The organism is Micromonospora sp. NPDC020750, assembly GCF_044334565.1.
Taxonomy (GTDB): domain Bacteria; phylum Actinomycetota; class Actinomycetes; order Mycobacteriales; family Micromonosporaceae; genus Micromonospora.
The window spans coordinates 1-24,255 of the sequence record NZ_JBIRTH010000019.1 but is presented as its reverse complement, the minus strand read 5'-3'; the positions used below and the strand labels follow the sequence as shown (position 1 = coordinate 24,255).

Here is a 24,255-nt window from a genome sequence, read left to right as displayed (position 1 = left end):
ACGGCATGTCGGCGACGGCACCTGCACGACCAACCGGTTCTGAGTCCGAGGAGCACGACGATCAGCAGGAAACCACAGCCGGAGGGCGGGCAGGCCCCGATCGTCCAGCGTGTCCGGATCCGGTACGCCAAGCGTGGACCGCTGCGGTTCACCTCGCACCGCGACTTCGCCCGTGCCTTCGAGCGGGCGTTGCGGCGGGCGGGTGTGCCGATCGCCTTCTCGCAGGGCTTCAGCCCGCATCCCAAGATCTCCTACGCCAGTGCCGCCCCGACCGGGGTGGCCAGCGAGGCGGAGTACCTCGAGATCGGGCTCCGCGAGCCGGTCGACCCGGAGCAGTTGCGGGCCGCCCTGGACGCCGCCCTCTCGCCCGGCCTTGACATCCTGGAAGCTGTCGTCGCCTCCGGTGGTGGTCTTGCCGACCGGATCGAGGCGTCGCACTGGCGGATCGAGTTGCCGGAGGTCGAGCCGGCCGTGCTGGATCGCGCGGTGGCCGCCTTCATCGCCGCCGAGGATGTCCAGGTCGAGCGGATGACCAAGCAGGGCCGCCGCACCTTCGATGCTCGCGCGGCAGTCATCAGCATCGATGTGATTGCGTCTCCGCAGACGCCTTCCGGGGCCACGGCCGTACCGTGTGCGATACTCGAACTGGTCGTTCGGCAGGTCACCCCGTCCGTACGGCCCGATGACGTCCTTTCCGGCCTCCGCGCGGTGGCCGACCTGGAGCCGCCGGTCGCCCCGAGGGTGATCCGGCTGGCGCAGGGCACGTTGACCGCGCAGGGCGCGATCGCGGATCCGTTGGACGCGGACCGCATCGGGGCAGCCATCGTATGAGCGTTGACCGTCGGTCAACGCTCGGGCAGGCAGACTTCGGCGGTCGCGCACCTCGCGCGCCCGGCGGAAACACTTTTGCGGCAACCCTGCGTGGCAGCGCTCAACCGCGCCCGGGGCAGCCAGAACTGGAGAACCTCCATGCTCGAGAACGAGCCCGAGGGCGGCGAACGGACCGGTTCACAGCCGGCCGGCGAGACCGCTGACCGCACCACCGACGCCGGTAACGGCACCGTCACCGGCGCTGCCGAGGGCGCCGCCCCGGTCGGCGGGTCCACCGCCGCCCAGCTGGCGCCCGGTGGGGAGCCGGCCGCCGAGGCGCCGCCCGCCCCGCCCCGCAAGCGGGCCACCCGGCGGCGGGCCGCCCCGCTGAACCAGCCGGAGCAGACCGACGCGCCGACGGAGGCGTCCACCTCCGCCGGCTCGACCAGCAGCGAGTCCCCCCAGGCCGAGGTCTTCGCCCCGATCGCCGGTGAGCTGGACGAGGCCCCGAAGACGCCGCGCCGCCGCCGCAAGGCGACCACCGCGAAGGCGGCGGAGGAGCCGGTCGTCGCGGCCGGCGTGGAGGAGGCGTCCGCCGAGGTCGTACCCCCGGTGAAGGTGACCCGGACCCGCCGCCGCAAGGCCACCGCGCCCGCGGTGGAGGCCCCGGCCGAGGCCGGCGCCGAACCGACCATCACCCAGGCGGAGGCGTCGTCCGCGCCCGCCCAGACCACGTCCGCGCCCGCCGCCGCCCAGCCGGTCGACGGCGCGGCGGCCGAGGACGAGGAGACCGACCAGGCCGCGGAGGCCACCCAGGCCACCCAGGCCGCCGAGGCGCAGGCCGGCCGCCCGGCCGCCGCCGGCACCCGGCCCAGCGGTGCGGAGAACCGCGCCGGGGAGGTCCCGCCCGGCGCGGCCGTGCCCGCCGTGCCCGCCGTGCTGCCGGCTGAGCCCGTCGAGGCGGCCGAGCCCGCCGAGCCGAAGACCCGGCGGCGGCGGGCTGCGCTCTCCGCGCCCACCGTGCTCTTCATGGCACCCCAGCCGGAGGAGGCGCCGGTCGCCCGGGTCGTGGTGCCCGTCGTGATCGAGGAGGAGCCGGCCGAGGAGCAGCCCGAGCCGACCCGGCGACGTCGCCGCGGTCGCCGCGAGGCCGAGCTCGTCGAGGCGGTGGAGCCCGTCGAGGAGCCCGTCATCGAGGAGGCCGAGGAGGCCACCGAGGACGACGAGGATGAGGACGAGGACGAGGACGAGACCGCGGCGGCTCGCCGGCGGCGTCGGCGTGGCCGCCGGGGTCGGGGGCGTGGCAAGGGCGGCGCGGACGACGACGCCGACGAGGACGCCGAGGAGACCGCCCAGGCCGAGGAGGAGACCGCCGACGCCGAGGGTGACGAGGACGAGGGCGAGGAGAGCGGGGACGGGCTGACCCGCCGCCGCCGCCGTCGTCGTCGGCGGGGCGCCGGGGACAGTGACGGCGGTGCCGACGACGGCGTGCCCACCGTCGTGAAGATCCGCGAGCCGCGCAAGGCCGTCGACGAGGTGCAGGGCGTCTCCGGGTCGACCCGGCTGGAGGCGAAGCGGCAGCGCCGCCGCGACGGCCGGGAGCAGCGGCGGACCCGTCCGCCGATCCTCAGTGAGTCGGAGTTCCTGGCCCGCCGGGAGGCGGTCGACCGGGTGATGGCGGTACGCCAGCGCGGCGACCGCACCCAGATCGCCGTCCTGGAGGACGGTGTGCTGGTCGAGCACTACGTCACCCGCAACTCCTCCGGCACCATGGCCGGCAACGTCTACCTCGGCAAGGTGCAGAACGTCCTGCCGAGCATGGAGGCGGCCTTCGTCGACGTGGGCCGGGGTCGCAATGCCGTGCTGTACGCCGGCGAGGTGAACTGGGACACCACGGGTCTGGAGGGCCGGGCCCGCTCGATCGAGCACGCCCTCAAGTCCGGCGACTCGGTGCTGGTGCAGGTCACCAAGGATCCGATCGGGCACAAGGGCGCCCGGCTGACCAGCCACATCGCCCTGTCCGGCCGGCACCTGGTGTACGTGCCGAACGGCAACGCCTCCGGCATCAGCCGCAAGCTGTCCGACACCGAGCGCAAGCGGCTGCGTGACGCGCTCAAGAAGTTGGTCCCCGACGGGGCGGGCGTGATCGTCCGGACCGCCGCCGAGGGGGCGAGCGAGGACGACCTGGCCCGCGACGTCGAGCGGCTCCAGGCCCAGTGGGAGGACATCCAGGCCAAGGTGGCCTCGGGCGGCGCCCCGGTGCTGCTCTACGGGGAGCCGGACCTGGTCATCCGGGTCGTGCGGGACCTGTTCAACGAGGACTTCCGCGAACTGGTGATCGAGGGCGACGAGTCGTACGGGATGGTCGAGTCGTACCTCTCGCACGTCTCGCCGGACCTGGTCGACCGGGTGCGCCGGTACGTCGGCACCAGCGACGTGTTCGCCGAGTACCGGATCGACGAGCAGATCCTCAAGGGTCTCGACCGGAAGGTCTTCCTGCCCTCCGGCGGTCATCTGGTGATCGACCGGACCGAGGCGATGACCGTGGTCGACGTCAACACCGGCAAGTACACCGGTGCGGGCGGCAACCTGGAGGAGACGGTCACCCGCAACAACCTGGAGGCGGCGGAGGAGATCGTCCGCCAGCTCCGGCTGCGTGACATCGGCGGCATCGTGGTGATCGACTTCATCGACATGGTGTTGGAGTCGAACCGTGAGCTGGTGCTGCGCCGGCTCACCGAGTGCCTGGGCCGGGACCGCACCAAGCACCAGGTCACCGAGATCACCTCGCTGGGCCTGGTGCAGATGACCCGCAAGCGGATCGGCGCGGGGCTGCTGGAGGCGTTCAGCGAGACCTGCGACTGCTGCAAGGGCCGCGGCGTGGTCATCCACACCGAGCCGGTGCCGGAGAAGCCGCGCGCCGCGGGTGCGGGTGCGGGTGCGGGGGAGAAGGTCAAGGCGGTCGCCTCGGCCGTCACCACCCCCGCCCCGGCCGAGCAGGTCGGTGGGGCATCGCCGCGGCGGCGGGCCCGCAAGAGCGCCGCGCCGGAGCGCGCGGTGGCCGAGGTGGCCGAGGCACCCGAGGCGCCGGGCGGGAGCGCGGTCGTCGAGTACCACGACACCATGGGCTACGACCTGTCCCGGTACGAGGCGGACACGGCTGCCGCACCGGCCGGGACGGACAGCCAGCAGGGCGACTCTCCCCGGCTCGCCGGGGCCGACGACCCGGACGCCCTGGGCGACGAGGCCGACGGCGACACCGAGGGCGGCACCGGCCGGCGCCGGTCCCGCCGGGGCGGTACCCGGCGGCGCACCCGCCCGTGACCGGCTGACCTTCCGCGCTTCCCGCAGGGCCCCTTCCCCCGGCAACAGCACCGGTGGGCGGGGCCCTGTCGGTCGTCCCGGGCCCGGTTAGGATCGGCCACCCCGGTCAGGAGAAGAAGAATGCGTCGTCTGCTCGCCCTCGCCGCCGCCATGGCGGTCCTGTCCGCCGGGGCGGCCTGCTCCGCCGGGCGCTCCGGTTCCGAGCCCGGACCGAGCGGTTCGCCGCCCGCGGCGGCCGGGGCCACCCCGGGGGCGGGGGGAGCCGGCCCTGGCGCGGCCGGCGGGTCGCTCGGGCCGCCGGCCGGTGGGAACGGCCCGGAGGTCTGCGCCGCAGCCCAGAAGGCCAGCGGTGCGGCGGTCCGCACGTACGTGGCGGAGCTGGGCCGGATGATCGGCGCGGTCGGGGCCAACGACAGCGCGACGGCGGAGGCCGCCCGCAAGCGGGCCGAGGCCGCGTTGGCCGGCTGGCGCACCGCGCTGCGACAGCAGTCCGCCCGGGCCACCGACCCACAGCTCAAGACGCTGCTGGCCGACCTGGCCAGCGAGGTGGGCACCCTGGGCACCGACGTGGACGCGATCGACGAGGAGGAGCTGGACGAGCTCCAGCAGCGCCTCGACCAGCTCTGCGCCCGCTGACGGGGCGGGGCCCCTGCCGCACCCGGGAAAGAGGCCGCCGAGCCCGTCTCGGCCCCGGCGGTCAGGCCGGGTGCGGGGAGCCCGGTTTGGGCGTCAGCCCACCGATGGCGTAGGCTATCTTGCGGCGCACTTTGGTGTGCCGAGTTCCCGCGTGCCCACGCCGCCGTGCCTCTGCTACCCGGTGAGCCGCCGAGGGAACGACCGCCAGCAGCCTCAACGACAGGGAGTCCGCCTCCGATGTACGCGATCGTCAAGACCGGCGGCAAGCAGTACAAGGTCGCCGAGGGCGACGTGATCGAGGTCGAGAAGCTCACCGGTGCCCCCGGTGACGCGGTGAAGCTCACCGCGGTGCTCCTCGTCGACGGTGACGACCTGGTGACCGACGCGACGAAGCTTGCCGAGGTCGCAGTGTCCGGCGAGATCGCCGCACACACCAAGGGCCCGAAGATCAAGATCCACAAGTTCAAGAACAAGACCGGCTACCACAAGCGCCAGGGTCACCGCCAGCCGCTGACCCAGGTCAAGGTGACCGGCATCTCCAGCGGGAAGTAGGTCGTCCTCAAATGGCTCACAAAAAGGGTGCGTCCAGCTCGCGTAACGGCCGTGATTCTGCGGCCCAGCGGCTCGGCGTGAAGCGCTTCGGTGGTCAGGTCGTCAGCTCGGGTGAGATCCTCATCCGTCAGCGTGGCACCAAGTTCCACCCCGGTGACCTGGTCGGCCGTGGCGGCGACGACACGCTCTTCGCGCTGGCCGCCGGCTCGGTCCTGTTCGGCACCAAGCGCGGTCGCAAGACCGTCAGCATCGTACCGGCGCAGCAGTAGTTCGAAGGCGTTGCGGGCCGCGGACCGGTAGGTCCCGGCCCGCTTCGTCTTTTCTCGTACGCGCGGGGAGCATCCCGCTGGAAGGATTGACGACGTGACGATGTTCGTGGACCGGGTCGTCCTGCACCTGCAGGCCGGTGACGGCGGGCACGGCTGTGTCTCGATCCACCGGGAGAAGTTCAAGCCCTTCGGCGGCCCGGACGGCGGCAACGGCGGGCACGGCGGCAGCGTGACCATGGTCGTCGACCCGCAGGTGCACACCCTGCTCGACTTCCACTACCATCCGCACGTCAAGGCCGAGAACGGCAAGGGCGGCGCGGGCTCGAACCGGGACGGCGCGAACGGGCGCCAACTGGTGCTCAAGGTGCCCAACGGCACCGTCGTGCAGACCCCGGACGGCGAGGTGCTGGCCGACCTGGTCGGCGCCGGCGCCACGTTCGAGGTGGCCCGGGGCGGCCGGGGCGGCCGGGGCAACGCCTCCTTGGCCAACTCCCGGCGCAAGGCCCCCGGCTTCGCCGAGTTGGGTGAGCCCGGCGACCAGCTCGACGTGGTCCTGGAACTCAAGAGCGTCGCCGACGTCGGCCTGGTCGGCTTCCCGTCGGCCGGCAAGTCGTCGTTGATCTCGGTCATCTCGGCGGCCAAGCCGAAGATCGCCGACTACCCGTTCACCACCCTGGTGCCCAACCTGGGCGTGGTCCAGGCCGACAACCACATCTTCACGGTCGCCGACGTGCCCGGCCTGATCCCGGGTGCGGCCACCGGTAAGGGCCTCGGGCTGCAGTTCCTCCGGCACATCGAGCGCTGCGCGGTGCTGGTGCACGTGATCGACACCACCACCCTGGAGCCCGGCCGGGACCCGCTGGCCGACATCGACGCCCTCGAGGCCGAGCTCGCCGAGTACGGCGGGCTCGTGGACCGGCCCCGCATCGTCGCCCTGAACAAGGTCGACGTGCCGGACGGTCGGGACCTCGCCGAGATCGTCCGCCCCGACCTGGAGGCCCGCGGCCTGCGGGTCTTCGAGGTGTCCGCGGCCACCCGCGAGGGCCTCAAGGAGCTGATGTTCGCCATGGCGGAGCTGGTCGAGCAGGGCCGCGCCGCCGCCACGCCGACCGAGGAGACCCGGATCATCATCCGCCCGAAGGCGGTCGACGACACCGGCTTCACCGTCGAGGCGGAGTCGGACGGGTCGTTCACCGTCCGGGGCGTGCGTCCGGAGCGCTGGGTGCGGCAGACGAACTTCGACAACGACGAGGCGGTGGGGTACCTGGCCGACCGCCTGGCCCGCCTCGGCGTCGAGGACAAGCTGGCCAAGGCCGGTGCGAACCCAGGCGACCTGGTGCGGATCGGCGAGCGTGAGTTCGACTGGCAGCCCACCCTCTACGCGGGCGTCGACTTCGTCCCGGGCAACCGGGGCACCGACGTGCGGCTGGAGGAGAAGTCGTCCCGGGCCTCGGCCGCCGAGCGGCTCGCCGCGCGCAAGTCCCGCCGGGTGCGTTCGGACGACGAACTGGGGGCCGTCGAGTCGGACGCCGACCTCGACGCCGACCTCGACGAATAGCTCCGGCGGCCGGCGGGCGGCCCTACGACGAACCGCTCGCCGGGCTCCGCCGCCGGGTCGCCCGCCGGAAACCTGGGGGAAACCCGGGCGGCCTACGTTCCCGGGATGCTGATCGAATCGCGGCCCACCACCGACCCGGAGATCGCCACCCTGGTCGCGGCGCAGCAGCGGGAGCTGCGGGAGGCCGACGGCGGCCTGGACGGCCAGGCGACCGTCACCCACGACGACATCCGCTACCTCGCGTTCGTGGCCACCGGCCTCTACACCTCCTGCGGATACGCCCCGATCCCGGTGTTCGGCGAATACGTCGCCAACCCGTACAGCCGCTGCTTCGCCAAGCGACTCCCGGTCGTGGCCTGACACCCCCATCCCCGGTGCGGGGGCCGACGCTTCGGCAGTCCCGGCCCCCCACCACCGGTTCGACCCGCCACCGGGCCTGGGGCGCCGCCCCACCGGCGGGCGTGACGACAGGGGCGACGGGTCAGGGGCGGTCGAACGGGTCGTCGAGCCGGTTGCCCGTGCCGGCCCGCTCGGACAGCAGCAGACCCAGGGCGAGCATGCCGAAGCCGAGCGCCAGGTGCAGCCAGTTGTCCGCGCCGTTGAGCGGGATGAAGTTGACCGCGCTGTGCTCGGCGGAGAACTCGATGGCGAACCCGTAGAGCCAGAGCCCGAGGTAGAGCGCGCCGCCGCCGGCCAGGAAGATCCGCGCGCCGCCGACGCTGCGGGCGAGGACCAGCCCCGCCAGGCCGAAGAACAGGTGCAGGGCGTTGTGCAGGACCGACACCTGGAACACGCCGAACAGCTTCGCGCCGGAGGTGTGCCCGGCGAAGGTCAGCTCGTGGTAGCCGGTGGTGACGCCGGGGACGAAGCCGAGCACGCCGAGCAGGAGGAACAGCGCGGCCACCGCGGCGGCGGCCTGCCGCACCCGGGGCTTGGGGGTTCCGTGCGCCATCGCTGTCACCTCCGTGGATCAGCAGCTCCCGACGATCCTCCATTCTGTGTGTGCGCTCACACATTCCGCAGAGAAATCAGGAATCAGGTATGGCGGGCTGGACCGAGGGTAGGTCAAAAGACGCCGGCGGTATGAAGGCCAGCGAATCCCAATGAAGTGATACCGCGACGACTTTTCGAGCGGAAGGGGCATCATGACCTACGATCTGTCACCCACGACCTCCACGTACGGGACGGAGCCGAGCAACGGCGTCCGGGAGCAGGCCCGCCAGGTGGGCTCCGAGGCCGCGCACGCCGGCGACGCGGTCGCCCAGACCGCCAAGGAGCAGGGCCGGGAGGTGGTCGGCGAGACGAAGCGCCAGGCCCGCAACCTCTACGGCGAGGCACGCGACCAGCTCGCCGGCCAGACCGGTGAGCAGCAGCGCCGGGCCGCCGGTGGGCTGCGCTCGTTGGCCGACGAGATGCGCTCGATGGCGCAGCAGGGCGGCCAGGCCGGCCCGGTGACCGAGCTGGCCCACCAGGCCGCCGACCGGGTCAACGGCGTGGCCGGCTGGCTGGAGGAGCGGCAGCCCGGCGACATCGTCAACGAGGTCAAGGGCTACGCCCGCCGCAACCCGGGCACCTTCCTGGTCGGCGCCGCCGTGCTCGGCGTGCTCGCCGGCCGGCTGACCCGGAACCTGTCCGCCGCGTCCGGTGGCACCGGCGACGCCCGCGGGGCGTACGGCCCGACCGGCGGCTACGACCCGGAGCGGACCGCCGTCATCCCGACCCCGCCGGCTCCCCGCGTGTCGGACCAGATCCCGCCGGGCGGCTACCTTGACCCGACCCCGGGCACCTACGCGGGATCCGGCGCCGGCTACTCCGGCCAGGGCGCGGCCTACCCCGAACCGGGCACGACCACCGGGTACGCCGACCCGGCCGGCGGCACCGGCCAGCCGCTGCCCCCGGTGACCCAGACCGACCCGCTGCCGGGCGTGCCGTCCAGCGGCACCATCCGTCCGTGACCGCGCGAGCCATCCGAAGGGAGGCGACGGGATGACCGTGCCGACGCAGGACCCCGGAGTGGACTCCGGGTACAGCCCTTTGGGCACGCCGCACACCGCGGACGAGGTCAGAGGCAGTTCCATCGGTGAGCTGATGCGCCAGGTGACCAGCGACCTCTCCACGCTCATGCGCCAGGAGGTCGAGCTGGCCAAGGCTGAGATCCGCCAGGAGGGCAAGAAGGCCGGCAAGGCCGCCGGCCTGTTCGGCGGCGCCGGCTTCGGCGGCTACATGGTGGCGCTGTTCCTGTCGATCGCCCTCTGGGCCGGGCTGTCCAACGTCATGGACGCCGGCTGGGCGGCGCTGATCGTCGCCGTGATCTGGGGCGCGATCGCCGCCGTCCTCTACTCCATGGCCAAGAAGAACGCCCAGCGTGTACGCGGCTTCAAGCAGACCAGCGACAGCGTGCAGCGGATCCCCGACGCGCTCAAGCCCCACCCGGAGGGAGTCACCCGATGAGCACCGATCCCGACCAGATCCGCCGGGAGATCGAGGCCACCCGCAACAGCCTCAGCACCGATGTGGACGCGCTGGCGTACAAGGTCAGCCCGGGCCGCATCGTCGACGACCGTAAGCAGCGGGCGCGCAACGCGCTGCAGAATGTGAGGGACAAGGTCATGGGCACCGCTTCCGACTACGGCCACAGCACCAGCCACGCCGCGCACTCGGTGGCCGACCGGGCCTCGTCGGCGGCGTCCACCGTCTCCGACAAGGCGCACTCGGCGGCCTCGACCGTCGGCGACGCCGCGCAGCGGGCGCCGCAGGTGCTGCGGGAGAAGTCGGAGGGCAACCCGCTGGCCGCCGGACTGATCGCCTTCGGCGTCGGCATGCTGGTCTCCTCGCTGATCCCGGCGACCCGCCGCGAGCAGCAGGTGGCGGCCCAGGTCAAGGACCGGGCCGGCGAGCACGCCGGTGCGGTGAAGGAGAAGCTCGGCGAGGTCGCCAACGAGCTGAAGGAGGAGCTGCGCGAGCCGGCCCGGCAGGCCACCGAGTCCGTGCGGTCCACCGCGCAGGACGCCGTGCACGCGGTCAAGGACGACACCAAGTCGGCCGCGCACGACGTGCGGGACCAGGCCCAGCAGTCCCGCGAACAGGCCCGGTACTGATCAGGGCACCGTACTGCGCAGCTCGCGGTCACTCCCGGCGCAGGCCGGGCGGTGGCCGCGAGCTGCGTCGGTCGGGGGCCCGCTACGCCTCGGGTGTCGACCGGACGTTCCGCCTCGCCCGCAGGGCGCCGGGGGAGTTGGCGGCGCGGGCGATGCGGGCACCGGCGTAGGGCACGCCGCCCAGCGCCCGATGGGCGACGGCGAGCCACGAGCAGACGCCGCGCTCGAGCAGCCACAGCGGGGCGGCCAGCGCCGCCGTGCGGGGGAAGACCCGCGCCCCGCCGGCCCGGCGGCGGCCCACCTCCGCGAGCGCCACCACGGCCGCCGCCGCGCCGAGCACCAGGCCGGGGCGGCGGGCCGCCAACGCGGCCAGCACGGCGGGCAGCACCGCCAGCGAGGTCGCCAACCGCGCCGGCTGGGCCAGATCGTCGTACGCCTGGCGGACCCGCTGCCCGCGGAAGTGCGCGCCGTCCGGTGGGAGCCGGCGGACGTACAGCCCGGGCGGGGTCGCCACGGTACCCCCGTACGCCCGCACGGTGCGGACCAGCTCCAGGTTCTCGAAGAGCACGTCCGGGTCGTACCCGCCCATGGCGACGAAGGTGCTCCGGCGCACGGCCAGGGTGCCCGGCCAGTCCGCGCCGAGGGCGCGGTTGAGCAGGATCCGGCCGGTGTCCCACCAGGCATGCCAGGGCACCGGGTCGAAGTGGTTCTGCGGGCGGACCAGGTCGACGCCGCCGAGCAGCCGGTGCGCGGCGCGCAACCCCGCCTCGTCGTACCGGACGTCGTCGTCGGCGATCACCACGTGCTCGTGCCGGGCCGCGGCCACCCCGGTCAGCACCCCGACGACCTTGCCGTTGCCACCGCGCACCGCCGGATCGGGGGCGAGGTGACGCACCACGCCCCACCACGCGGCGGCGTGCCGGGCGAAGACCTCGGGGGCGGAGCCGTCGACCACGGTCACGTCGACGAGGCGGCCCAGTTCGCGTAGGTAGCCGGTCAGCTCGGCCAGCCCGGCGTCGCCGGACCAGCGCAGCGGCAGGACGTACTCGACGGGGAGCCGGCGGCGGACCGGGGCGGCGTCCGCGAGCGTCCCCGGCCGGCCCGCCGCGTCCGCCCCGTCGGGGACGGCGGCGGCCGGCATACCACCCGCATTGACGTCGAAGGGCACCGGTGCCTCCCGTGGTGTCGATCGGCCGGGCCGCAGCGGATGCCCGCATTTCGCCTGGTCAAACGCTCGCCCGGGGTCGGCGGGCGGAATCCGCGCCCGGCTGGCCCCTCCCCGGGCGGCGGAAACCTGGTTCGCTGGGTCGCACGGGCCGACCGGCGGCCCGCCGGCCGGCGAGGACGGGGAGGACCGCATGCGGGAGAACGGGTCGTGGCGCTGGCGGGAGCGTCGGGCGGTCAGAGGGCTGGGCGCAGGCCCGGCGGGTGGCAGGATCGGTGGACCCGATCGCCCGCTGCTCGCCCGGCCCCGGCGGCAGGCGCCGCCGCGCCACTTCACGGTGCACCTCGGGTTCGCGGCCGACGGCGCCGACCTGGCCCGCGAGCTGGCCGTCACGTACGCCGAAGGGCTGAGCCTGCTCCGCCCCGAGCTGGCCCTCGGGGCCGCCGCGTTGTCCCCGGCCGACGCCTGGCACCGGGCCGAGCGGCTGTTCTGCGGTGCGGTCGGCCCGGACGGCGAGCGGTGTGTCGACGTGGCCGGCCATCCCGGCTTCCACCATGGGCCGGGTCCGGGCGGCCTTGGCTGGGGAGACGGCGACTGAGCGGGCGGCCCCCGGGTCGGCGGCGGTGTGGCATCCCCGATCGGGCGTGCCATCCCGCCGCCGACGAGGGTCGACGTCGCGTCGACCGGCTCAGTCCAGGTCGAACTCGCCGTCCTGGGCGCCGGCGACGAAGGCGTCCCACTCGGCCTGGGTGAAGACGAGCACCGGGCCCTCCGGCTCGGCGGAGTTGCGCATGCCGATCAGGTCGTCGACGAAGGCCACCTCGACCGCGCTGTCCGAGGTGTCGCCCTCGGCCCGTTGCCAGATCGCCCGGGACAGGTCGAAGTCGCCCTTGGGGTGCTGACCCATTGTTGGTTCCTCCATCGCAGAACGTGATGGGAAACGGGTGTGGTTTCCCATCGGGCAGGATAAGCGGATGCCGAGCCTGAGCCATGTAGAGGCGACCGCGCGTGGCGCGTTGATTACCGTCGAGTCCTACCAGGTGGACCTCGACCTGACCGGTGGCGGCGGGCAGTTCCGCTCGCACACCACGATCCGCTTCCGGGCGACCCCCGGGGCGGAGACGTTCGTCGAGGTCAACCCCGCGAGGTTGCTGGCCGTGCGCCTGAACGACCGGGACCTCGACCCCGGGGTCCTCACGGGCAACCGGCTTCCGCTGGCCGGGCTGGCCGAGGCCAACACGCTCGTCGTCGAGGCCGAGATGGCGTACTCGAACACCGGCGAGGGGCTGCACCGGTTCGTCGACCCCGCCGACGGCGAGACGTACCTGTACGCCATGTCGTTCCTGGACAATGCCCAGCGCGTCTTCGCCGCCTTCGACCAGCCCGACCTGAAGGCCCCGGTCACCCTCGCCGTCACCGCCCCTACGGAGTGGACGGTCGCGGCCAACGCCGAGCCGGTCGCCACCCCCCGGCCGGGGCGTTGGGAGTTCGCCCCGACGGCCCCGCTGGCGCCGTACCTGGTCACGCTGATCGCCGGGCCGTGGCACGTGCGCCGGGCCGAGCACGACGGCGTCCCGCTGGGCATCTGGTGCCGGCGGTCGCTGGCGGAGCACCTGGACGCCGACGCCGAGGAGATCCTCACCATCACCCGGCAGTGCCTGGACCGGTTCCACGAGCTGTTCGCCGAGCGCTACCCGTTCGGCAAGTACGACCAGGCGTTCGTGCCGGAGTTCAACGTCGGCGCGATGGAGAACCCCGGCCTGGTGACCTTCCGCGACGACCTCGTCTTCCGCTCGGCGGTCACCGACAGCCAGCGCGAACAGCGGGCCACCACGATCGCCCACGAGATGGCGCACATGTGGTTCGGCGACCTGGTCACCATGCGCTGGTGGGACGACCTGTGGCTGAACGAGTCGTTCGCCGAGTACCTGGGCACCCGGGTCACCGCCGAGGCGACCCGGTTCGACCAGGCGTGGACCACCTTCGCGCTGCGCCGCAAGGGCTGGGGGTACGCGGCCGACCAGCGCCCGTCCACCCATCCCGTCGCGCCCGAGGAGGTCGCCGACTCGGCCCTGGCGCTGCTCAACTTCGACGGCATCTCGTACGCCAAGGGCGCCAGTGTGCTGCGTCAGCTCGTGGCGTGGGTGGGCGACGAGGCATTCCTGGCCGGGCTGAACGCGCACTTCGCGGCGCACCGGTTCGGCAACGCCACCCTCTCCGACCTGCTCGGCTCCCTCTCCGCCGCCAGCGGCCGGGACCTGTCCGGCTGGGCCGGGCGCTGGCTGCGCCGGGCCCAGGTGAACACCCTGCGGGCCGAGGTCGCCGTCGACGCCGACGGCCGGTACGCGCAGGCGACGATCGTGCAGACGGCCCCGGCCACCCACCCGGTGCTGCGCCCGCACCGGATCGGCGTCGCCCGGTACGCCGCTGACGGCACGGTCACCCGGGACGAGGTCGACCTCGACCCGGACGCCGACGGGGGCCGGACGGTCCTCACCGGTCTGGTCGGGCAGCCGGCCGCCCGGCTGCTGCTGCCCAACGCCGGGGACCTCACCTTCGCCAAGATCCGTCTCGACCCCGCCTCGGCGGACGCCGTACCGCTGGTGCTGCCGACCCTGACCGACCCGCTGGCCCGGGCCCTGCTCTGGGGTGAGGCGCTGGACGCCGCCACCGACGGCGAGCGGCCGGTCGCCGGGCTGGTGGGGCTGGTCGACGCCGCGCTGCCCGGCGAGACCGAGCTGAGGGTCGTAGAGGACGTGCTGCTGGCGGTCCGGCCGCTGGTCGACCGCTACCTCGACCCGCTGGCCAGGGAGGCGGCGCTGCTCCGGCTCGCCGGGGCCTGCGAGCGGATGCTCGCCGCCGCCGGCCCGGGCGGGTCGCGGCAGTTGGCCGCCGCGCGGGCCCTGATCGGCGGGACCACCGACATCGACCTGCTGACCGGCTGGCTGGCCGGCCGGGGCGTGCCCGACGGGCTGGCCGTGGACACCGAGCTGCGCTGGTCGGTGCTTGGCCGGCTGGTGGTACTCGGCGCGGCCGGGGAGGCGGAGATCTCCGCCGAGGCGGCGGCCGACCTGAGCGCCGCCGGCGCTGAGCGGGCCGCCGGCTGCCGGGCCGCGCTGCCCGACCCGGCCGCCAAGGCGGCAGCGTGGGAGGCCGTGGTGCGCAACACCGAGCTGTCCGTCCGGCTGGTCGAGGCCGCCGCGGAGGGCTTCTGGCAGCCCGAGCAGGCCGAGCTGACCGCGCCGTACGTGTCGCGGTACTTCGCCGACATGCCGGCGGCGTGGCCCCGGCGCACCCCCTCGGCCGCCGAGTCCGTCGCGCACCTGGCCTACCCCCGGTTCGCCGTGGCGCAGCCCACCCGGGACCTCGCCGCGGCGTTGCTGGCCCGCGACGATCTTCCCGCCGGCCTGCGGCGGGTGGTCGCCGACCTGGACGACGACCTGCGCCGGGCCCTGGTGGCCCGCACGGCCGTGGCCGCCGCCGCTGCCTGACCCCGGCCCTTTCAGCCCGGCGGGTCCGCCCGGCCCGTCCTGTTCCCGCCGTTCCGCTCCGTTCCGGACCTAGCCGTCCCGATCCGTCCCGGGGTCGCCCCGTTCGTTCCCGCCCGGCCCGTCCGGTCCGAGGGCCCGGTTCGGGCCGGGCGGGGCCGGCATACGATCTCCGGATGGAGGAAGACACCCGCCGGGTCGGGATCATGGGCGGCACCTTCGACCCGATCCACCACGGTCACCTGGTGGCCGCCAGCGAGGTGGCGGACCGGTTCGGGCTGGACGAGGTCGTCTTCGTGCCGACCGGGCAGCCGTGGCAGAAGGCGGACCAGTCGGTCACCCCGGCCGAGGACCGTTACCTGATGACCGTGATCGCCACCGCCTCCAACCCCCGGTTCCAGGTCAGCCGGGTGGACATCGACCGGGGCGGGCCGACGTACACCGTCGACACGCTTCGCGACCTGCACGCCCAGTACGGCCCGAAGGTGCAGCTCTACTTCATCACCGGGGCGGACGCGCTGGATCGCATCCTGTCCTGGAAGGACCTGGACGAGATCTTCGAACTGGCCCACTTCATCGGGGTCACCCGCCCCGGGTTCGAGCTATCCGCCAAGCACCTCCCCGCCGACACGGTCAGTCTGGTTCAGGTGCCCGCGATGGCGATCTCCTCGACCGACTGCCGGGACCGGGTGGCCCGGGGGGAGCCGGTGTGGTACCTGGTGCCCGACGGTGTGGTGCAGTACATCGCGAAACGACGGCTCTATCTCGGGTGATCGCGCCGGATACGCGCCTTATTGTCCGGGAAATCGACCAGAACTGACAGGTCGTCGCGTCGCCGGGTGTGAGACGCTTGGAGCGTCGCACGGTTGATCGAAGGAGAACGGTGACAGTTTCCGAACGCGCACACGAGCTGGCGATGGCCGCCGCCCAGGCTGCGGCCGACAAAAAGGCGCAGGACATCGTCATCATCGACGTGGGTGAGCAGCTCGCCATCACCGACGCGTTCCTGCTCGCCGCCGCCCCCAACGAGCGTCAGGTGCAGGCCATCGTCGACGCCATCGAGGAGCGGCTGCTCGAGCTGCCGGAGAAGGCCAAACCGCTCCGGCGCGAGGGCGAGCGGGGTGGCCGGTGGGTCCTGCTCGACTACGTCGACGTCGTGGTGCACGTCCAGCACACCGAGGAGCGCGAGTTCTACGCCCTCGACCGGCTGTGGAAGGACTGCCCGCAGATCCCGTTCGTCGACCGGGACCTGGTCGAGGCCGAGGCCTCCGCCGGACCCACCGCCGGCGAATGACCCGACTGATCGTCTGGCGGCACGGCAACACCGACTGGAACGCCACCGACCGGGTGCAGGGACAGACCGACGTACCGCTCAACGACCTCGGCCGGGAGCAGGCCGCCGTCGCCGCACAACTGCTCGCGGCGCTGCGTCCCGACGCGATCGTGGCCAGCGACCTGAGCCGCGCCGCGGACACCGCCGCCGCCCTGGCGGCGCTCACCGGGCTGCCGGTGCGCGCCGACGCCCGGCTGCGCGAGCGGCACTTCGGCCAGTGGCAGGGGCTCGCGCGCACCGAGGCGGCCGAGCGGTACCCGGACGAGTACTCCCGTTGGCGGGCCGGCGACCCGGACCCGGGGGCGGGCATCGAGAGCCTCGACGACCTCGGCAAACGGATCGGCACCGCCCTGCAGGACGCGGTCGACGTGGCGCCCGGCGGCACGATCGTGGTCGCCACCCACGGCGGTGGGGCCCGGCAGGGCTGCGGGTACCTGCTCGGCTGGGACCACACGGTGCTGCGGACCATCGGCCCGCTGCAGAACTGTCACTGGACCGAGCTGCGGCACAGCGAATCGCGGGGCTGGCAGCTGCTGGCCCACAACGTCGGCCCGGTCACCCTGCCAGCTCCCGCCGAGGCGGTCTGACCACACGGTCCCGGGCGGTCGGGGCCGACATCGGCTACCGTGCCGGCATGCCCGTCGCGGTCGTCACCGACTCCACCGCCTACCTTCCGCCCGAGCTGGCGCAGTCGCACCGGCTCACCGTCGTCCCGCTGACCGTGGTGCTCAACGGTGCGGAAGGGCTGGAGGGCATCGAAACCTTCCCCGAGGACGCCACCCGGGCGTTGGGTGGCCGTCGGGTCTCCGTCAGCACCTCCCGGCCGTCCCCGGAGCAGTTCGTCGGGACGTACCGGAAGCTGCTCGACGCGGGCGCGGACGGCGTGGTGTCGGTGCACCTGTCGGCCGAGCTGTCCGGGACGGTGGAGGCGGCCCGGCTGGCCGCCGCCGAGGTCGGCGACCGGATCGTGGTCGTCGACAGCCGCTCCACCGGCATGGGCCTCGGCTTCCCGGCGCTCGCGGCTGCCGAGGCCGCCGCCGGGGGCGCCGACCTGGCCGGGGTACGCCGGGCGGCCGTCGACGCCATCGACCGCACCAGCATTTTCTTCTACGTCGACACGCTGGAGTTCCTGCGCCGGGGCGGCCGGATCGGCGCCGCCGAGGCGCTGTTCGGCACCGCGCTGTCGGTGAAGCCGATCATGCACATGCCGGACGGGGCGATCGTGCTGATGGACAAGGTACGCACCGCGAGCCGGGGGGTGGCCCGCCTGGTCGACCTGGCGGTCGGGGCGGCCGGCGACGCCGACGTGGACCTCGCCGTGCACCACCTCGCCGCCCCGCAGCGCGCCGAGCAACTCCTCGCCGCGCTCACCGAGCGGCTCGGCGACCGGCTGCGCTCGTCGTACGTGACGGAGGCGGGCGCGGTGGTGGCCGCACACGCGGGCCCCGGGCTGGCCTGCGTGGTCGTGCACCGGCGCCCCGACGCCGCCTGATCTTCGCCTGATGTCGTTCACCCAGGGTGTGCCGGGGGAGTTGCCCGGTTGGTCCCGGGCGTAGTCGTCCAGCCAGCATCCGTTCCGCCGGCAGTACGTGCACGGCCTGCCGTGGCCGTGCCAGTAACCGTGCCGGAAGCGGGCCGTGAGCCGCTGCCCGACGAGCAGGGCGGGTCGGTGGTCGGCGTACACGAGTCGGCTGCCGTCTGTGGTCGAGGAGGGCGTCTTACACCTCGCCCGTCAGGGCCCGGTCGCGACCGACGAGCCGGAGGCCGGCTGACCCGCTAGCTTTAGCACACGACTGGCATGATCAGGCCCTTGTCCACAAGGGATCTCGTTGTCCACAGGCGAGGGCAGCGGAGCCCCACGACGTACGCCCGCCGGCCTAGCCTCGCGTCGTGTCAGACGACGAGGAGACGGTCGTACGGCGGCGGTTGCGCTGGCTGGCGGCCGGGCCGACCCCCACCGACGACCTGCCGCCGGTCGGGGACGGTTTCCCGGCGGAGCCGGCCGGGAGTGAGGCCCCTGTGGCACCGCCCGAGGGCCGGCGGGCACCGGCGGGTGATCGGTCGGCCGAGTGGCCGACGGTGCTGCCCCCGGAGGACCGGTGGGCCCCGGCCAGCGGCCCTGCGGCCGAGCGGCCGGTGCCATGGCCGGGTCGGGCGGGCCCCGGGCCGCGCCGGCGCCGTGGTCCCGGACCGGCGGGCTCACCCGCTCACCCGTCGGTCGTCGGTGGTCCGAGGCCCAAACCGTCGCCGCCCGTCGGCTCGTTCGGCGCGGCCGGTCCGGAGCCCGCGTCGCCGGTCGCCGGTCTCTTCGTCGATGGCCCGGGTTCCTCCGGCGAACATGCTGACGGTTCCGGGCCCGGCGACGAGCCGACGCCCGAGGAACGGCCGTCCCGGCTGCCCGGCCCCGGTGCGTTCGACCCCGGGCGGCGGGGGGTGCGGGCGCTGGCGGTGGTCGCCGTATTGGTGGTGCTCGGCGCGGGGTTCTGGGCGTGGCAGTCCCGGCCGCAGGCCGAACCGGTTGGGGCCGCCCCGTCCGTCGCCCCGGGCTCCGGCGGGCCGGAGGAGGCCCAGCCGGGGGCCGGCGGGCCGACGCCGGGCGGTGAGCTGGTGGTGGCGGTCGCCGGCAAGGTGCATCGCCCGGGGCTCGTCCGGCTGCCGGCGGGCTCCCGGGTAGCCGACGCGGTGCAGGCGGCCGGCGGTGTGCTCCCCGGGGTGGACGTGGCGCTGCTGAATCCGGCCCGCAAGGTGACCGACGGAGAGCTGATCCTGGTCGGCGTGCCCGCCCCGGCGGGCCAGCCCGGTGCCGAGCCCGTCGCGCCCGGCGGGGGCCCGGGGGTCGCCGGAGGCCGGATCAACCTGAACACGGCCACCCTGGCGCAGCTGGACGCGTTGCCCGGGGTCGGGCCGGTGCTCGCCCAGCGCATCCTGACCCACCGTGACCAGCATGGCGGCTTCCGCTCGGTGGGCGACCTGCGTCAGGTGGAGGGCATCGGCGACGCCCGGTACGAGCAGCTCAAGGAACTGGTGACGGTGTGAGCGGCCCGTCGGGACCGGACGCCGGTCCCACGGCTGACGGGGGGAGCATCCCCGATCTGCGGTTGGCCGGGCTGGCGGTGGCCGCCTGGCTGGCCGCGCTGGCCAGCCTGCACCTGGATCCCCGCGCGGCGGTGCTGCTCGCGGCCGGTGCCGCCGGGCTGGCCGCGCTCGCCTCGGCCCACCTGCTCGGAGCGTTGGGCCGCCCGGCGGCCCCCGTGCGCCGCTACGGGTGGATCGCGGTGGCCGTGCTGCTCGGCGTGGTGTGCGGTGCGGCGGCGACCGTGGCCCGGCTGGTCGTCCGGGACGCACCCGCCGTCCGGTCCCTCGTCGACGACCGGGCCACGGTCGACGCCGAGCTGGTGGTCCGGGAGGATCCGCGCCCGGTCCGGGGCGTCCCCGGCCGGCCCGCCACCCTGCTGGTGCGGGCCGACCTCATGGCCCTGACCGGCCCCGACGGGGTGCGGGTCGCCGCCCCGGTGCGGGTGCTGGTGCTCGCCACCGACCAGGGGTGGCGGGGCCTGCTGCCCGGGCAGCGGCTCACGGCCGAGGGGCGGTTGGGCGCACCGCGCGGCGGTGACCTGACCGCCGCCGTGCTCACCGTGCCCGGTCCGCCGAAGCCGCACGGTCCGCCGCCATGGTCCCAGCGCGCCGCAGGCGTGCTGCGCGCCGGCCTGCAACGGGCCTGCGCGCCGCTGCCCGACGAGCAGGGCGGGCTGCTGCCCGGCCTGGTGGTCGGCGACACCAGCCGGCTGCCGTCGGCGGTCGAGGAGGACTTCCGGGACACCGGGATGACCCACTTGAATGCTGTTTCCGGTTCCAACGTCGCGATCGTCGTGGGGGCGGTGCTGCTGCTGGCCCGCTGGTCCCGGGCCGGTCCCCGGGTGGCCGCCGGGCTGTGCGCGCTGGCCCTGGTCGGCTTCGTCATCCTGGTCCGCCCTTCGCCCAGCGTGGTGCGCGCCGCCACCATGGGCGCGATCGGCCTCGCGGCGCTGGCCGTCGGCCGGCCCCGGGCGACCCTGCCGGCGCTCGCCGCGGCGGTGGCCGGGCTGGTGCTGCTCGACCCGGACCTGGCCGGCGACCCCGGGTTCGCGCTGTCCGTACTGGCCACCGCCGGCCTGCTGCTGCTCGCCCCCGGGTGGCGGGACGGCCTGCGGCGGCGGGGCGTGCCACCGGGGTTGGCCGAGGCGCTGGCCGTGCCTGCCGCGGCACAGGTGGCCTGCGGGCCGGTGGTGGCCGGGATCTCCGGGACGGTGAGCCTGGTCGCCGTACCGGCGAATCTGCTGGTGGTGCCGGCGATCGCGCCGGCCACGGTGCTCGGCGTGGCGGCAGCGGTGCTCTCCCCGGCCTGGCCGGCGGGCGCGGAGTTCGCGGCCTGGTTGGCGAGCTGGCCGGCCTGGTGGCTGGTCACGGTGGCCCGATACGGGGCGCGGCTGCCGGCGGGCGCGGTGCCCTGGCCGGGCGGGGTTCCGGGGGCGCTGTTGCTGGCCGGGCTGACCGTGGCGCTGCTGGTCGCCACCCGCCGGCCGCTGGTGCGCCGGCTGGTGGCGGTGGTCGCAGTCGCCGTGATCGCCGGCACCCTGCCGGTCCGGCTGGTGGCCGCCGGCTGGCCGCCTGCCGGGTGGGTGGCGGTGGCGTGCGCGGTGGGCCAGGGCGACGCGCTGGTGCTGCCGGCGGGCGCCGGCCGGGCGGTGGTGGTGGACGCCGGGCCGGACCCGGCGGCCGTGGACGGCTGCCTGCGCCGGCTGGGCGTACGGGAGGTCCCGCTGCTGCTGTTCAGCCACTTCCACGTCGACCACACCGGCGGGGTGGCCGGGATCTTTCGGGGCCGGCGGGTGGCGGCGGTGCGCACGCCGCAGTGGCCCGAGCCCGCCGCCGGGCGGGAGCTGGTGCGCACCGCCGCTGCGACGGGCGGGGCGGGGACGGCGGTGGCCACGGCGGGGTGGACGTACCGGGTCGGCGGGCTGGAACTCGTCGTGCTCGGCCCGCCATACCCGCTGCGGGGGACCCGGTCCGACCCGAACAACAACTCGCTCGTGCTGCGCGCCACGGTGGCCGGGGTGCGGATCCTGCTCGCCGGGGACGCCGAGACCGAGGAACAGCGGGCGCTACTCGACCGGGCACCGCCCGGCGGCGTACGCGCCGACGTGCTGAAGGTCGCCCACCACGGGTCGGCGTACCAGGAGCCGGCGTTCCTGGACGCGGTCCGGCCGAGGGTCGCGCTGGTGCCGGTGGGCGTCGGCAACTCGTACGGGCACCCGAACGCCGCCGTGCTCGCCCGGATCGCCCGGGGCGGGGCGCGGGTGCTGCGTACGGACACCGACGGTGACGTGGCGGTGGTGTTGGGGCGGGACGGGATGGCCGTGGTGAGTCGGGGCCTCGCCCCGGGACGACAACAGCGCTGAGGACCAAAGGTTATTGGCGGCATTGGCGGGGGATTAACGTAAATGTCTGGATTTGCGCTGAGTGCGAGCTCCGCCTTCTGCGGCCTCGACGAGCAGGCACGATCCCGGGGGCGGCGTGCGAATATGGGCGGCGTGACCGCCGCCGACCTCGCTCCCATTCTGCTCGTCCTCGGCGACGAGGAACTGCTCGCCACGCGCGCGGTGGCCGAGACCGTGGCCAGGGCCCGCGGCGTCGATCCCGATGTCGACGTCCGGGAGTACCAGGCCGGGGCGCTGGCCGTCGGTGAGATCGCCGAGATGCTCAGCCCGTCGCTGTTCGGCGGTCGGCGGGTGCTGGTGCTGCGCTCGGGCCAGGACGCCCGCAAGGACCTGGCCGCGGCGCTGCTGGCGTACGCGAAGAACCCGGACCCGGACGTCCAACTCGTCGTGCTGCACCTCGGGGGAGCCAAGGGCAAGGCGTTCGCGGACGGGCTGCGGGCGGCGGGCGCGACGGTGGTGCCGGCCGCGAAGCTCAAGGGGCACCGCGAGCGGGTGGCCTTCGTCCGCGAGGAGATCCGTCGGGCCGGCGGCAAGTGTACCGACGACGCGGCCGAGGGGCTCATCGCGGCGGTCGGCAACGACATGCGCGAGCTGGCCGCCGCGTGTTCCCAGCTGATCGCCGACACCGACGGGCGGATCGGGGCCGACACCGTGGCCCGCTACTACAAGGGACGGGTCGAGGTGAGCGGCTTCACCGTAGCCGACGCCACGCTGATCGGCGACGTGCCGGCGGCGCTGGAGGCGCTGCGCTGGGCGCTGCACGTCGGCGTCGACCCGGTTCCGATCGCCGACGCCCTCGCGGACGGCGTCCGCACCGTCGCCCGGGTCGCCGCCGCGGGGCGGGGCGATCCGTACCAGCTGGCAGGCACCCTTGGCATGCCGGCCTGGAAGGTCAAGAGCGCTCAGCAGCGGGCCCGGGGCTGGACGCCGGAGGGCCTCGTGCAGGCGATGCGGGCCGCCGCCGAGTGCAACGCGGCGGTCAAGGGTGGCTCGGACGATCGCGCGTACGCGCTGGAGCGGGCGGTGTTCTCGGTCGCGGCGGCCCGGCAGGGCGGCGCCCGGTGAACCGGCCGGTCCGGGTGTCGTGGGCGACGGTCCCCTCCGCCCAGGAGCGGTACCGCCCCCTCTACGCCCGGGCCCTCGGCCTGCGCTTCGTCAACCCCGGCGGTGTGCTCTGCTTCCTTTTCTGCGAGGGAGCCGTCGCGCTGGCCGTCCTGCTTGCCCTGGCCGAGCTGGTGACCTGGTGGGCGGTGCTCGTGCTGCCCGCCGCCGTGGCGGCGATGGTCAAGCTGAACGACATGGTGGCGGAGGCGGTGGTCCGGACGGCCGCGCTCGTGCCGGAGCAGGAGCGGGACCGGTTCCGCCGGCAGATGGAGCCCGTGGTCGGGCGTGCCACGGTCCATGGCGTCGGTGGCCGTCCCGGGGCGGCCGGTCACGCTGACCGGGGTGCGGCCGGTCAGTCGGGCGCCGGTCACGCGGGCGGGGGCGCTGGTGGCCGGGGCGCGATCGGTGTCGCCGGCTCGCCCGGTGCCGGCCCGCGCGACGCTCCGGGTTCGGCCTCGCGGGCCATCCCGGGCGTTCTCGTCCATCCCGAGCCGGCGGGGCGCGCAGAGCGGCCCCGCCACGGCCTCCGCCGTGCGGAGCCCGGCCTCCCGGACCACGCGTTCCCGGACCACGCCCCCGGCCCCCGCCCCTGATCCGGGCGCGGGCCGCCGCCGCGCGGCGGCCTGTTCGCGCCGAGCCCGTGCCGCCCTGTCCTAGCTGTACTGGCCGGGGACGTTGGTTGAGAACTGTGCCCAGGTGTTCTCTGTCGTCGGTAACTGCAACGGAGCTGCGGGGTCGAGACTCACGAGGCCAACCGCTCACCTGCGTAGCGGCCTGATCTTGCGAGTTCGGTCCCGTCGTCTGGCTGGTTGATCTCTGACCACACCGCATCGAGGGAGAGGCCGAGGACGTCGGTGATGGCAGCGATGGTCGGGAAGGCGGGGGTGGCTACGCGACCGGACTCGATCTTTCGAAGGGTCTCCGGCGAGACGCCTGCTTGTAGGGCGGTGACGAGCATCGAGCGTTCCCCCCTGGCTCGGCGCAGGAGGGCGCCGAGGCGCTGCCCGCGTTCGACCTCTGCGGGGGTGAGCGGCAACCTGACCATGCTCCGATTCTAGTACCGGGATAATATGGCCGGGATACTTATTGGCCGCGCGAGGAAGGCGCTGCATGATCGAGATCCTGAGTCCCACGGACCTGCTGCGAGCGAAGGACGCCGGCGCCCTGGTCGCCGGCATCCTGCAGACACTGAGGAGCCGCAGCACGGTCGGCACAAACCTCTTGGACATCGACCGGTGGGCCCGCGGCATGATCACCGAGGCCGGGGCGCAGTCCTGCTATGTCGACTATGAGCCGTCCTTCGGACGTGGGCCGTTCGGCCACTACATCTGCACGTCGGTCAACGACGCGGTGCTCCACGGGCTGCCGCACGACTACCCGCTTGCCAACGGTGACCTGCTGAAGCTCGACCTCGCTGTCTGCCAAGGCGGAGTTGTCGCCG

24 protein-coding genes and 1 pseudogene are annotated in these 24,255 nt (G+C 74.4%); 21 read left to right on the top strand and 4 right to left on the bottom strand.

Annotated features, from left to right (window positions below):
* Nucleotides 1–117: 117 nt before the first annotated feature.
* From ACH4T9_RS31520 to ACH4T9_RS31490, 7 genes are all read left to right on the top strand, one after another.
* Nucleotides 118–831, top strand: coding sequence for a TIGR03936 family radical SAM-associated protein (locus ACH4T9_RS31520; protein WP_396675074.1), 714 nt, complete (start codon nucleotides 118–120; stop codon nucleotides 829–831).
* A gap of 138 nt (nucleotides 832–969) precedes the next feature.
* Entirely contained in the window at nucleotides 970–4,134 is a 3,165-nt protein-coding gene (locus tag ACH4T9_RS31515; protein WP_396675041.1) for an Rne/Rng family ribonuclease, read from the top strand.
* A gap of 120 nt (nucleotides 4,135–4,254) precedes the next feature.
* Nucleotides 4,255–4,770 (top strand): hypothetical protein, encoded by a 516-nt coding sequence (locus ACH4T9_RS31510; protein ID WP_396675042.1) that lies wholly within the window; start codon nucleotides 4,255–4,257, stop codon nucleotides 4,768–4,770.
* A 237-nt stretch (nucleotides 4,771–5,007) separates the two neighbouring features.
* Nucleotides 5,008–5,322, top strand: a complete 315-nt coding sequence (gene rplU / locus ACH4T9_RS31505; RefSeq protein WP_328419425.1) for a 50S ribosomal protein L21 — start codon at nucleotides 5,008–5,010, stop codon at nucleotides 5,320–5,322.
* An 11-nt stretch (nucleotides 5,323–5,333) separates the two neighbouring features.
* On the top strand, nucleotides 5,334–5,591 hold the full coding sequence (gene rpmA / locus ACH4T9_RS31500) for a 50S ribosomal protein L27 (RefSeq protein ID WP_387025096.1): 258 nt from the start codon (nucleotides 5,334–5,336) through the stop codon (nucleotides 5,589–5,591).
* 94 nt (nucleotides 5,592–5,685) lie between these two features.
* Entirely contained in the window at nucleotides 5,686–7,149 is a 1,464-nt protein-coding gene (obgE, locus tag ACH4T9_RS31495; protein WP_396675043.1) for a GTPase ObgE, read from the top strand.
* A 105-nt stretch (nucleotides 7,150–7,254) separates the two neighbouring features.
* Nucleotides 7,255–7,509, top strand: coding sequence for a hypothetical protein (locus ACH4T9_RS31490; protein ID WP_396675045.1), 255 nt, complete (start codon nucleotides 7,255–7,257; stop codon nucleotides 7,507–7,509).
* 121 nt (nucleotides 7,510–7,630) lie between these two features.
* Here ACH4T9_RS31490 and ACH4T9_RS31485 read toward each other — a convergent pair whose 3' ends face one another.
* Complete coding sequence (locus ACH4T9_RS31485) at nucleotides 7,631–8,101, bottom strand: DUF4383 domain-containing protein (RefSeq protein ID WP_396675047.1); 471 nt, start codon at nucleotides 8,099–8,101, stop codon at nucleotides 7,631–7,633.
* Between the two features lie 193 nt (nucleotides 8,102–8,294).
* Here ACH4T9_RS31485 and ACH4T9_RS31480 point away from each other — a divergent pair, with 193 nt between their 5' ends.
* From ACH4T9_RS31480 to ACH4T9_RS31470, 3 genes are read left to right on the top strand one after another with little or no spacing between them, the layout of a single operon-like run.
* Nucleotides 8,295–9,104: a hypothetical protein gene (locus tag ACH4T9_RS31480; RefSeq protein WP_396675049.1), complete on the top strand. Its 810-nt coding sequence runs from the start codon at nucleotides 8,295–8,297 to the stop codon at nucleotides 9,102–9,104.
* 31 nt (nucleotides 9,105–9,135) lie between these two features.
* On the top strand, nucleotides 9,136–9,600 hold the full coding sequence (locus tag ACH4T9_RS31475; RefSeq protein WP_396675051.1) for a phage holin family protein: 465 nt from the start codon (nucleotides 9,136–9,138) through the stop codon (nucleotides 9,598–9,600).
* The gene (locus ACH4T9_RS31470) at nucleotides 9,597–10,247 is read left to right on the top strand and encodes a DUF3618 domain-containing protein (protein WP_396675052.1); all 651 of its coding nucleotides are present in this window, start codon (nucleotides 9,597–9,599) and stop codon (nucleotides 10,245–10,247) included. The genes ACH4T9_RS31475 and ACH4T9_RS31470 overlap by 4 nt, the downstream gene beginning before the upstream one ends.
* Before the next feature lie 82 nt (nucleotides 10,248–10,329).
* On the opposite strand, the gene ACH4T9_RS31465 is transcribed toward ACH4T9_RS31470, so the two are convergent.
* Nucleotides 10,330–11,415, bottom strand: a complete 1,086-nt coding sequence (locus ACH4T9_RS31465) for a glycosyltransferase (RefSeq protein ID WP_396675054.1) — start codon at nucleotides 11,413–11,415, stop codon at nucleotides 10,330–10,332.
* Between the two features lie 190 nt (nucleotides 11,416–11,605).
* Between ACH4T9_RS31465 and ACH4T9_RS31460 the strand changes: the two genes are divergently transcribed.
* Nucleotides 11,606–12,010 (top strand): hypothetical protein, encoded by a 405-nt coding sequence (locus ACH4T9_RS31460; protein ID WP_396675056.1) that lies wholly within the window; start codon nucleotides 11,606–11,608, stop codon nucleotides 12,008–12,010.
* A gap of 90 nt (nucleotides 12,011–12,100) precedes the next feature.
* Here the strand turns inward: ACH4T9_RS31460 and ACH4T9_RS31455 are convergent, their stop codons facing one another.
* On the bottom strand, nucleotides 12,101–12,319 hold the full coding sequence (locus ACH4T9_RS31455; RefSeq protein WP_350887135.1) for a DUF397 domain-containing protein: 219 nt from the start codon (nucleotides 12,317–12,319) through the stop codon (nucleotides 12,101–12,103).
* Between the two features lie 67 nt (nucleotides 12,320–12,386).
* Between ACH4T9_RS31455 and pepN the strand changes: the two genes are divergently transcribed.
* The 9 genes and pseudogenes from pepN to ACH4T9_RS31410 all read left to right on the top strand — a co-directional run.
* Nucleotides 12,387–14,903, top strand: coding sequence for an aminopeptidase N (gene pepN, locus ACH4T9_RS31450; protein ID WP_396675057.1), 2,517 nt, complete (start codon nucleotides 12,387–12,389; stop codon nucleotides 14,901–14,903).
* A gap of 173 nt (nucleotides 14,904–15,076) precedes the next feature.
* Nucleotides 15,077–15,673 carry a nicotinate-nucleotide adenylyltransferase gene (gene nadD, locus ACH4T9_RS31445; protein WP_396675059.1) on the top strand — a complete coding sequence of 199 codons (597 nt, stop codon included), beginning with the start codon at nucleotides 15,077–15,079 and terminating at the stop codon, nucleotides 15,671–15,673.
* A 110-nt stretch (nucleotides 15,674–15,783) separates the two neighbouring features.
* Nucleotides 15,784–16,194, top strand: coding sequence for a ribosome silencing factor (gene rsfS / locus ACH4T9_RS31440; protein WP_396675061.1), 411 nt, complete (start codon nucleotides 15,784–15,786; stop codon nucleotides 16,192–16,194).
* Nucleotides 16,191–16,820 carry a histidine phosphatase family protein gene (locus ACH4T9_RS31435; protein WP_396675063.1) on the top strand — a complete coding sequence of 210 codons (630 nt, stop codon included), beginning with the start codon at nucleotides 16,191–16,193 and terminating at the stop codon, nucleotides 16,818–16,820. Before rsfS ends, ACH4T9_RS31435 begins: the two co-directional genes overlap by 4 nt.
* Nucleotides 16,821–16,867: 47 nt before the next feature.
* Nucleotides 16,868–17,725, top strand: a complete 858-nt coding sequence (locus ACH4T9_RS31430; protein WP_396675065.1) for a DegV family protein — start codon at nucleotides 16,868–16,870, stop codon at nucleotides 17,723–17,725.
* 644 nt (nucleotides 17,726–18,369) lie between these two features.
* Nucleotides 18,370–19,269 carry a helix-hairpin-helix domain-containing protein gene (locus tag ACH4T9_RS31425; RefSeq protein WP_396675075.1) on the top strand — a complete coding sequence of 300 codons (900 nt, stop codon included), beginning with the start codon at nucleotides 18,370–18,372 and terminating at the stop codon, nucleotides 19,267–19,269.
* A complete protein-coding gene (locus tag ACH4T9_RS31420; RefSeq protein WP_396675067.1) occupies nucleotides 19,266–21,671 on the top strand; it encodes a ComEC/Rec2 family competence protein in 2,406 nt (801 codons plus the stop codon). Before ACH4T9_RS31425 ends, ACH4T9_RS31420 begins: the two co-directional genes overlap by 4 nt.
* A 123-nt stretch (nucleotides 21,672–21,794) precedes the next feature.
* Nucleotides 21,795–22,775 carry a DNA polymerase III subunit delta gene (gene holA / locus ACH4T9_RS31415; protein WP_396675077.1) on the top strand — a complete coding sequence of 327 codons (981 nt, stop codon included), beginning with the start codon at nucleotides 21,795–21,797 and terminating at the stop codon, nucleotides 22,773–22,775.
* Nucleotides 22,772–23,194, top strand: a pseudogene (locus ACH4T9_RS31410) (hypothetical protein); the annotation flags it as partial. The gene holA and the pseudogene ACH4T9_RS31410, both read left to right, overlap by 4 nt.
* A 362-nt stretch (nucleotides 23,195–23,556) precedes the next feature.
* Here ACH4T9_RS31410 and ACH4T9_RS31405 read toward each other — a convergent pair.
* Nucleotides 23,557–23,859, bottom strand: coding sequence for a helix-turn-helix domain-containing protein (locus ACH4T9_RS31405; protein ID WP_396675069.1), 303 nt, complete (start codon nucleotides 23,857–23,859; stop codon nucleotides 23,557–23,559).
* Nucleotides 23,860–23,924: 65 nt separating this feature from the next.
* Here ACH4T9_RS31405 and ACH4T9_RS31400 point away from each other — a divergent pair.
* The coding region (locus tag ACH4T9_RS31400; protein WP_396675070.1) for a M24 family metallopeptidase at nucleotides 23,925–24,255 on the top strand (331 nt) is incomplete at its 3' end.

Bases quoted from the DNA above. Each gene is read 5' to 3' on its own strand.
- ACH4T9_RS31515 (WP_396675041.1), top strand. From the start codon at position 970: ATGCTCGAGAACGAGCCCGAGGGCGGCGAACGGACCGGTTCACAGCCG.
- rpmA (WP_387025096.1), top strand. From the start codon at position 5,334: ATGGCTCACAAAAAGGGTGCGTCCAGCTCGCGTAACGGCCGTGATTCT.
- ACH4T9_RS31490 (WP_396675045.1), top strand. From the start codon at position 7,255: ATGCTGATCGAATCGCGGCCCACCACCGACCCGGAGATCGCCACCCTG.
- ACH4T9_RS31485 (WP_396675047.1), bottom strand. From the start codon at position 8,101: ATGGCGCACGGAACCCCCAAGCCCCGGGTGCGGCAGGCCGCCGCCGCG.
- pepN (WP_396675057.1), top strand. From the start codon at position 12,387: ATGCCGAGCCTGAGCCATGTAGAGGCGACCGCGCGTGGCGCGTTGATT.
- ACH4T9_RS31430 (WP_396675065.1), top strand. From the start codon at position 16,868: ATGCCCGTCGCGGTCGTCACCGACTCCACCGCCTACCTTCCGCCCGAG.
- ACH4T9_RS31455 (WP_350887135.1), bottom strand. From the start codon at position 12,319: ATGGGTCAGCACCCCAAGGGCGACTTCGACCTGTCCCGGGCGATCTGG.
- ACH4T9_RS31510 (WP_396675042.1), top strand. From the start codon at position 4,255: ATGCGTCGTCTGCTCGCCCTCGCCGCCGCCATGGCGGTCCTGTCCGCC.
- ACH4T9_RS31460 (WP_396675056.1), top strand. From the start codon at position 11,606: ATGCGGGAGAACGGGTCGTGGCGCTGGCGGGAGCGTCGGGCGGTCAGA.
- ACH4T9_RS31435 (WP_396675063.1), top strand. From the start codon at position 16,191: ATGACCCGACTGATCGTCTGGCGGCACGGCAACACCGACTGGAACGCC.
- ACH4T9_RS31475 (WP_396675051.1), top strand. From the start codon at position 9,136: ATGACCGTGCCGACGCAGGACCCCGGAGTGGACTCCGGGTACAGCCCT.
- ACH4T9_RS31480 (WP_396675049.1), top strand. From the start codon at position 8,295: ATGACCTACGATCTGTCACCCACGACCTCCACGTACGGGACGGAGCCG.
- holA (WP_396675077.1), top strand. From the start codon at position 21,795: ATGGGCGGCGTGACCGCCGCCGACCTCGCTCCCATTCTGCTCGTCCTC.
- ACH4T9_RS31405 (WP_396675069.1), bottom strand. From the start codon at position 23,859: ATGGTCAGGTTGCCGCTCACCCCCGCAGAGGTCGAACGCGGGCAGCGC.
- rplU (WP_328419425.1), top strand. From the start codon at position 5,008: ATGTACGCGATCGTCAAGACCGGCGGCAAGCAGTACAAGGTCGCCGAG.
- ACH4T9_RS31470 (WP_396675052.1), top strand. From the start codon at position 9,597: ATGAGCACCGATCCCGACCAGATCCGCCGGGAGATCGAGGCCACCCGC.
- nadD (WP_396675059.1), top strand. From the start codon at position 15,077: ATGGAGGAAGACACCCGCCGGGTCGGGATCATGGGCGGCACCTTCGAC.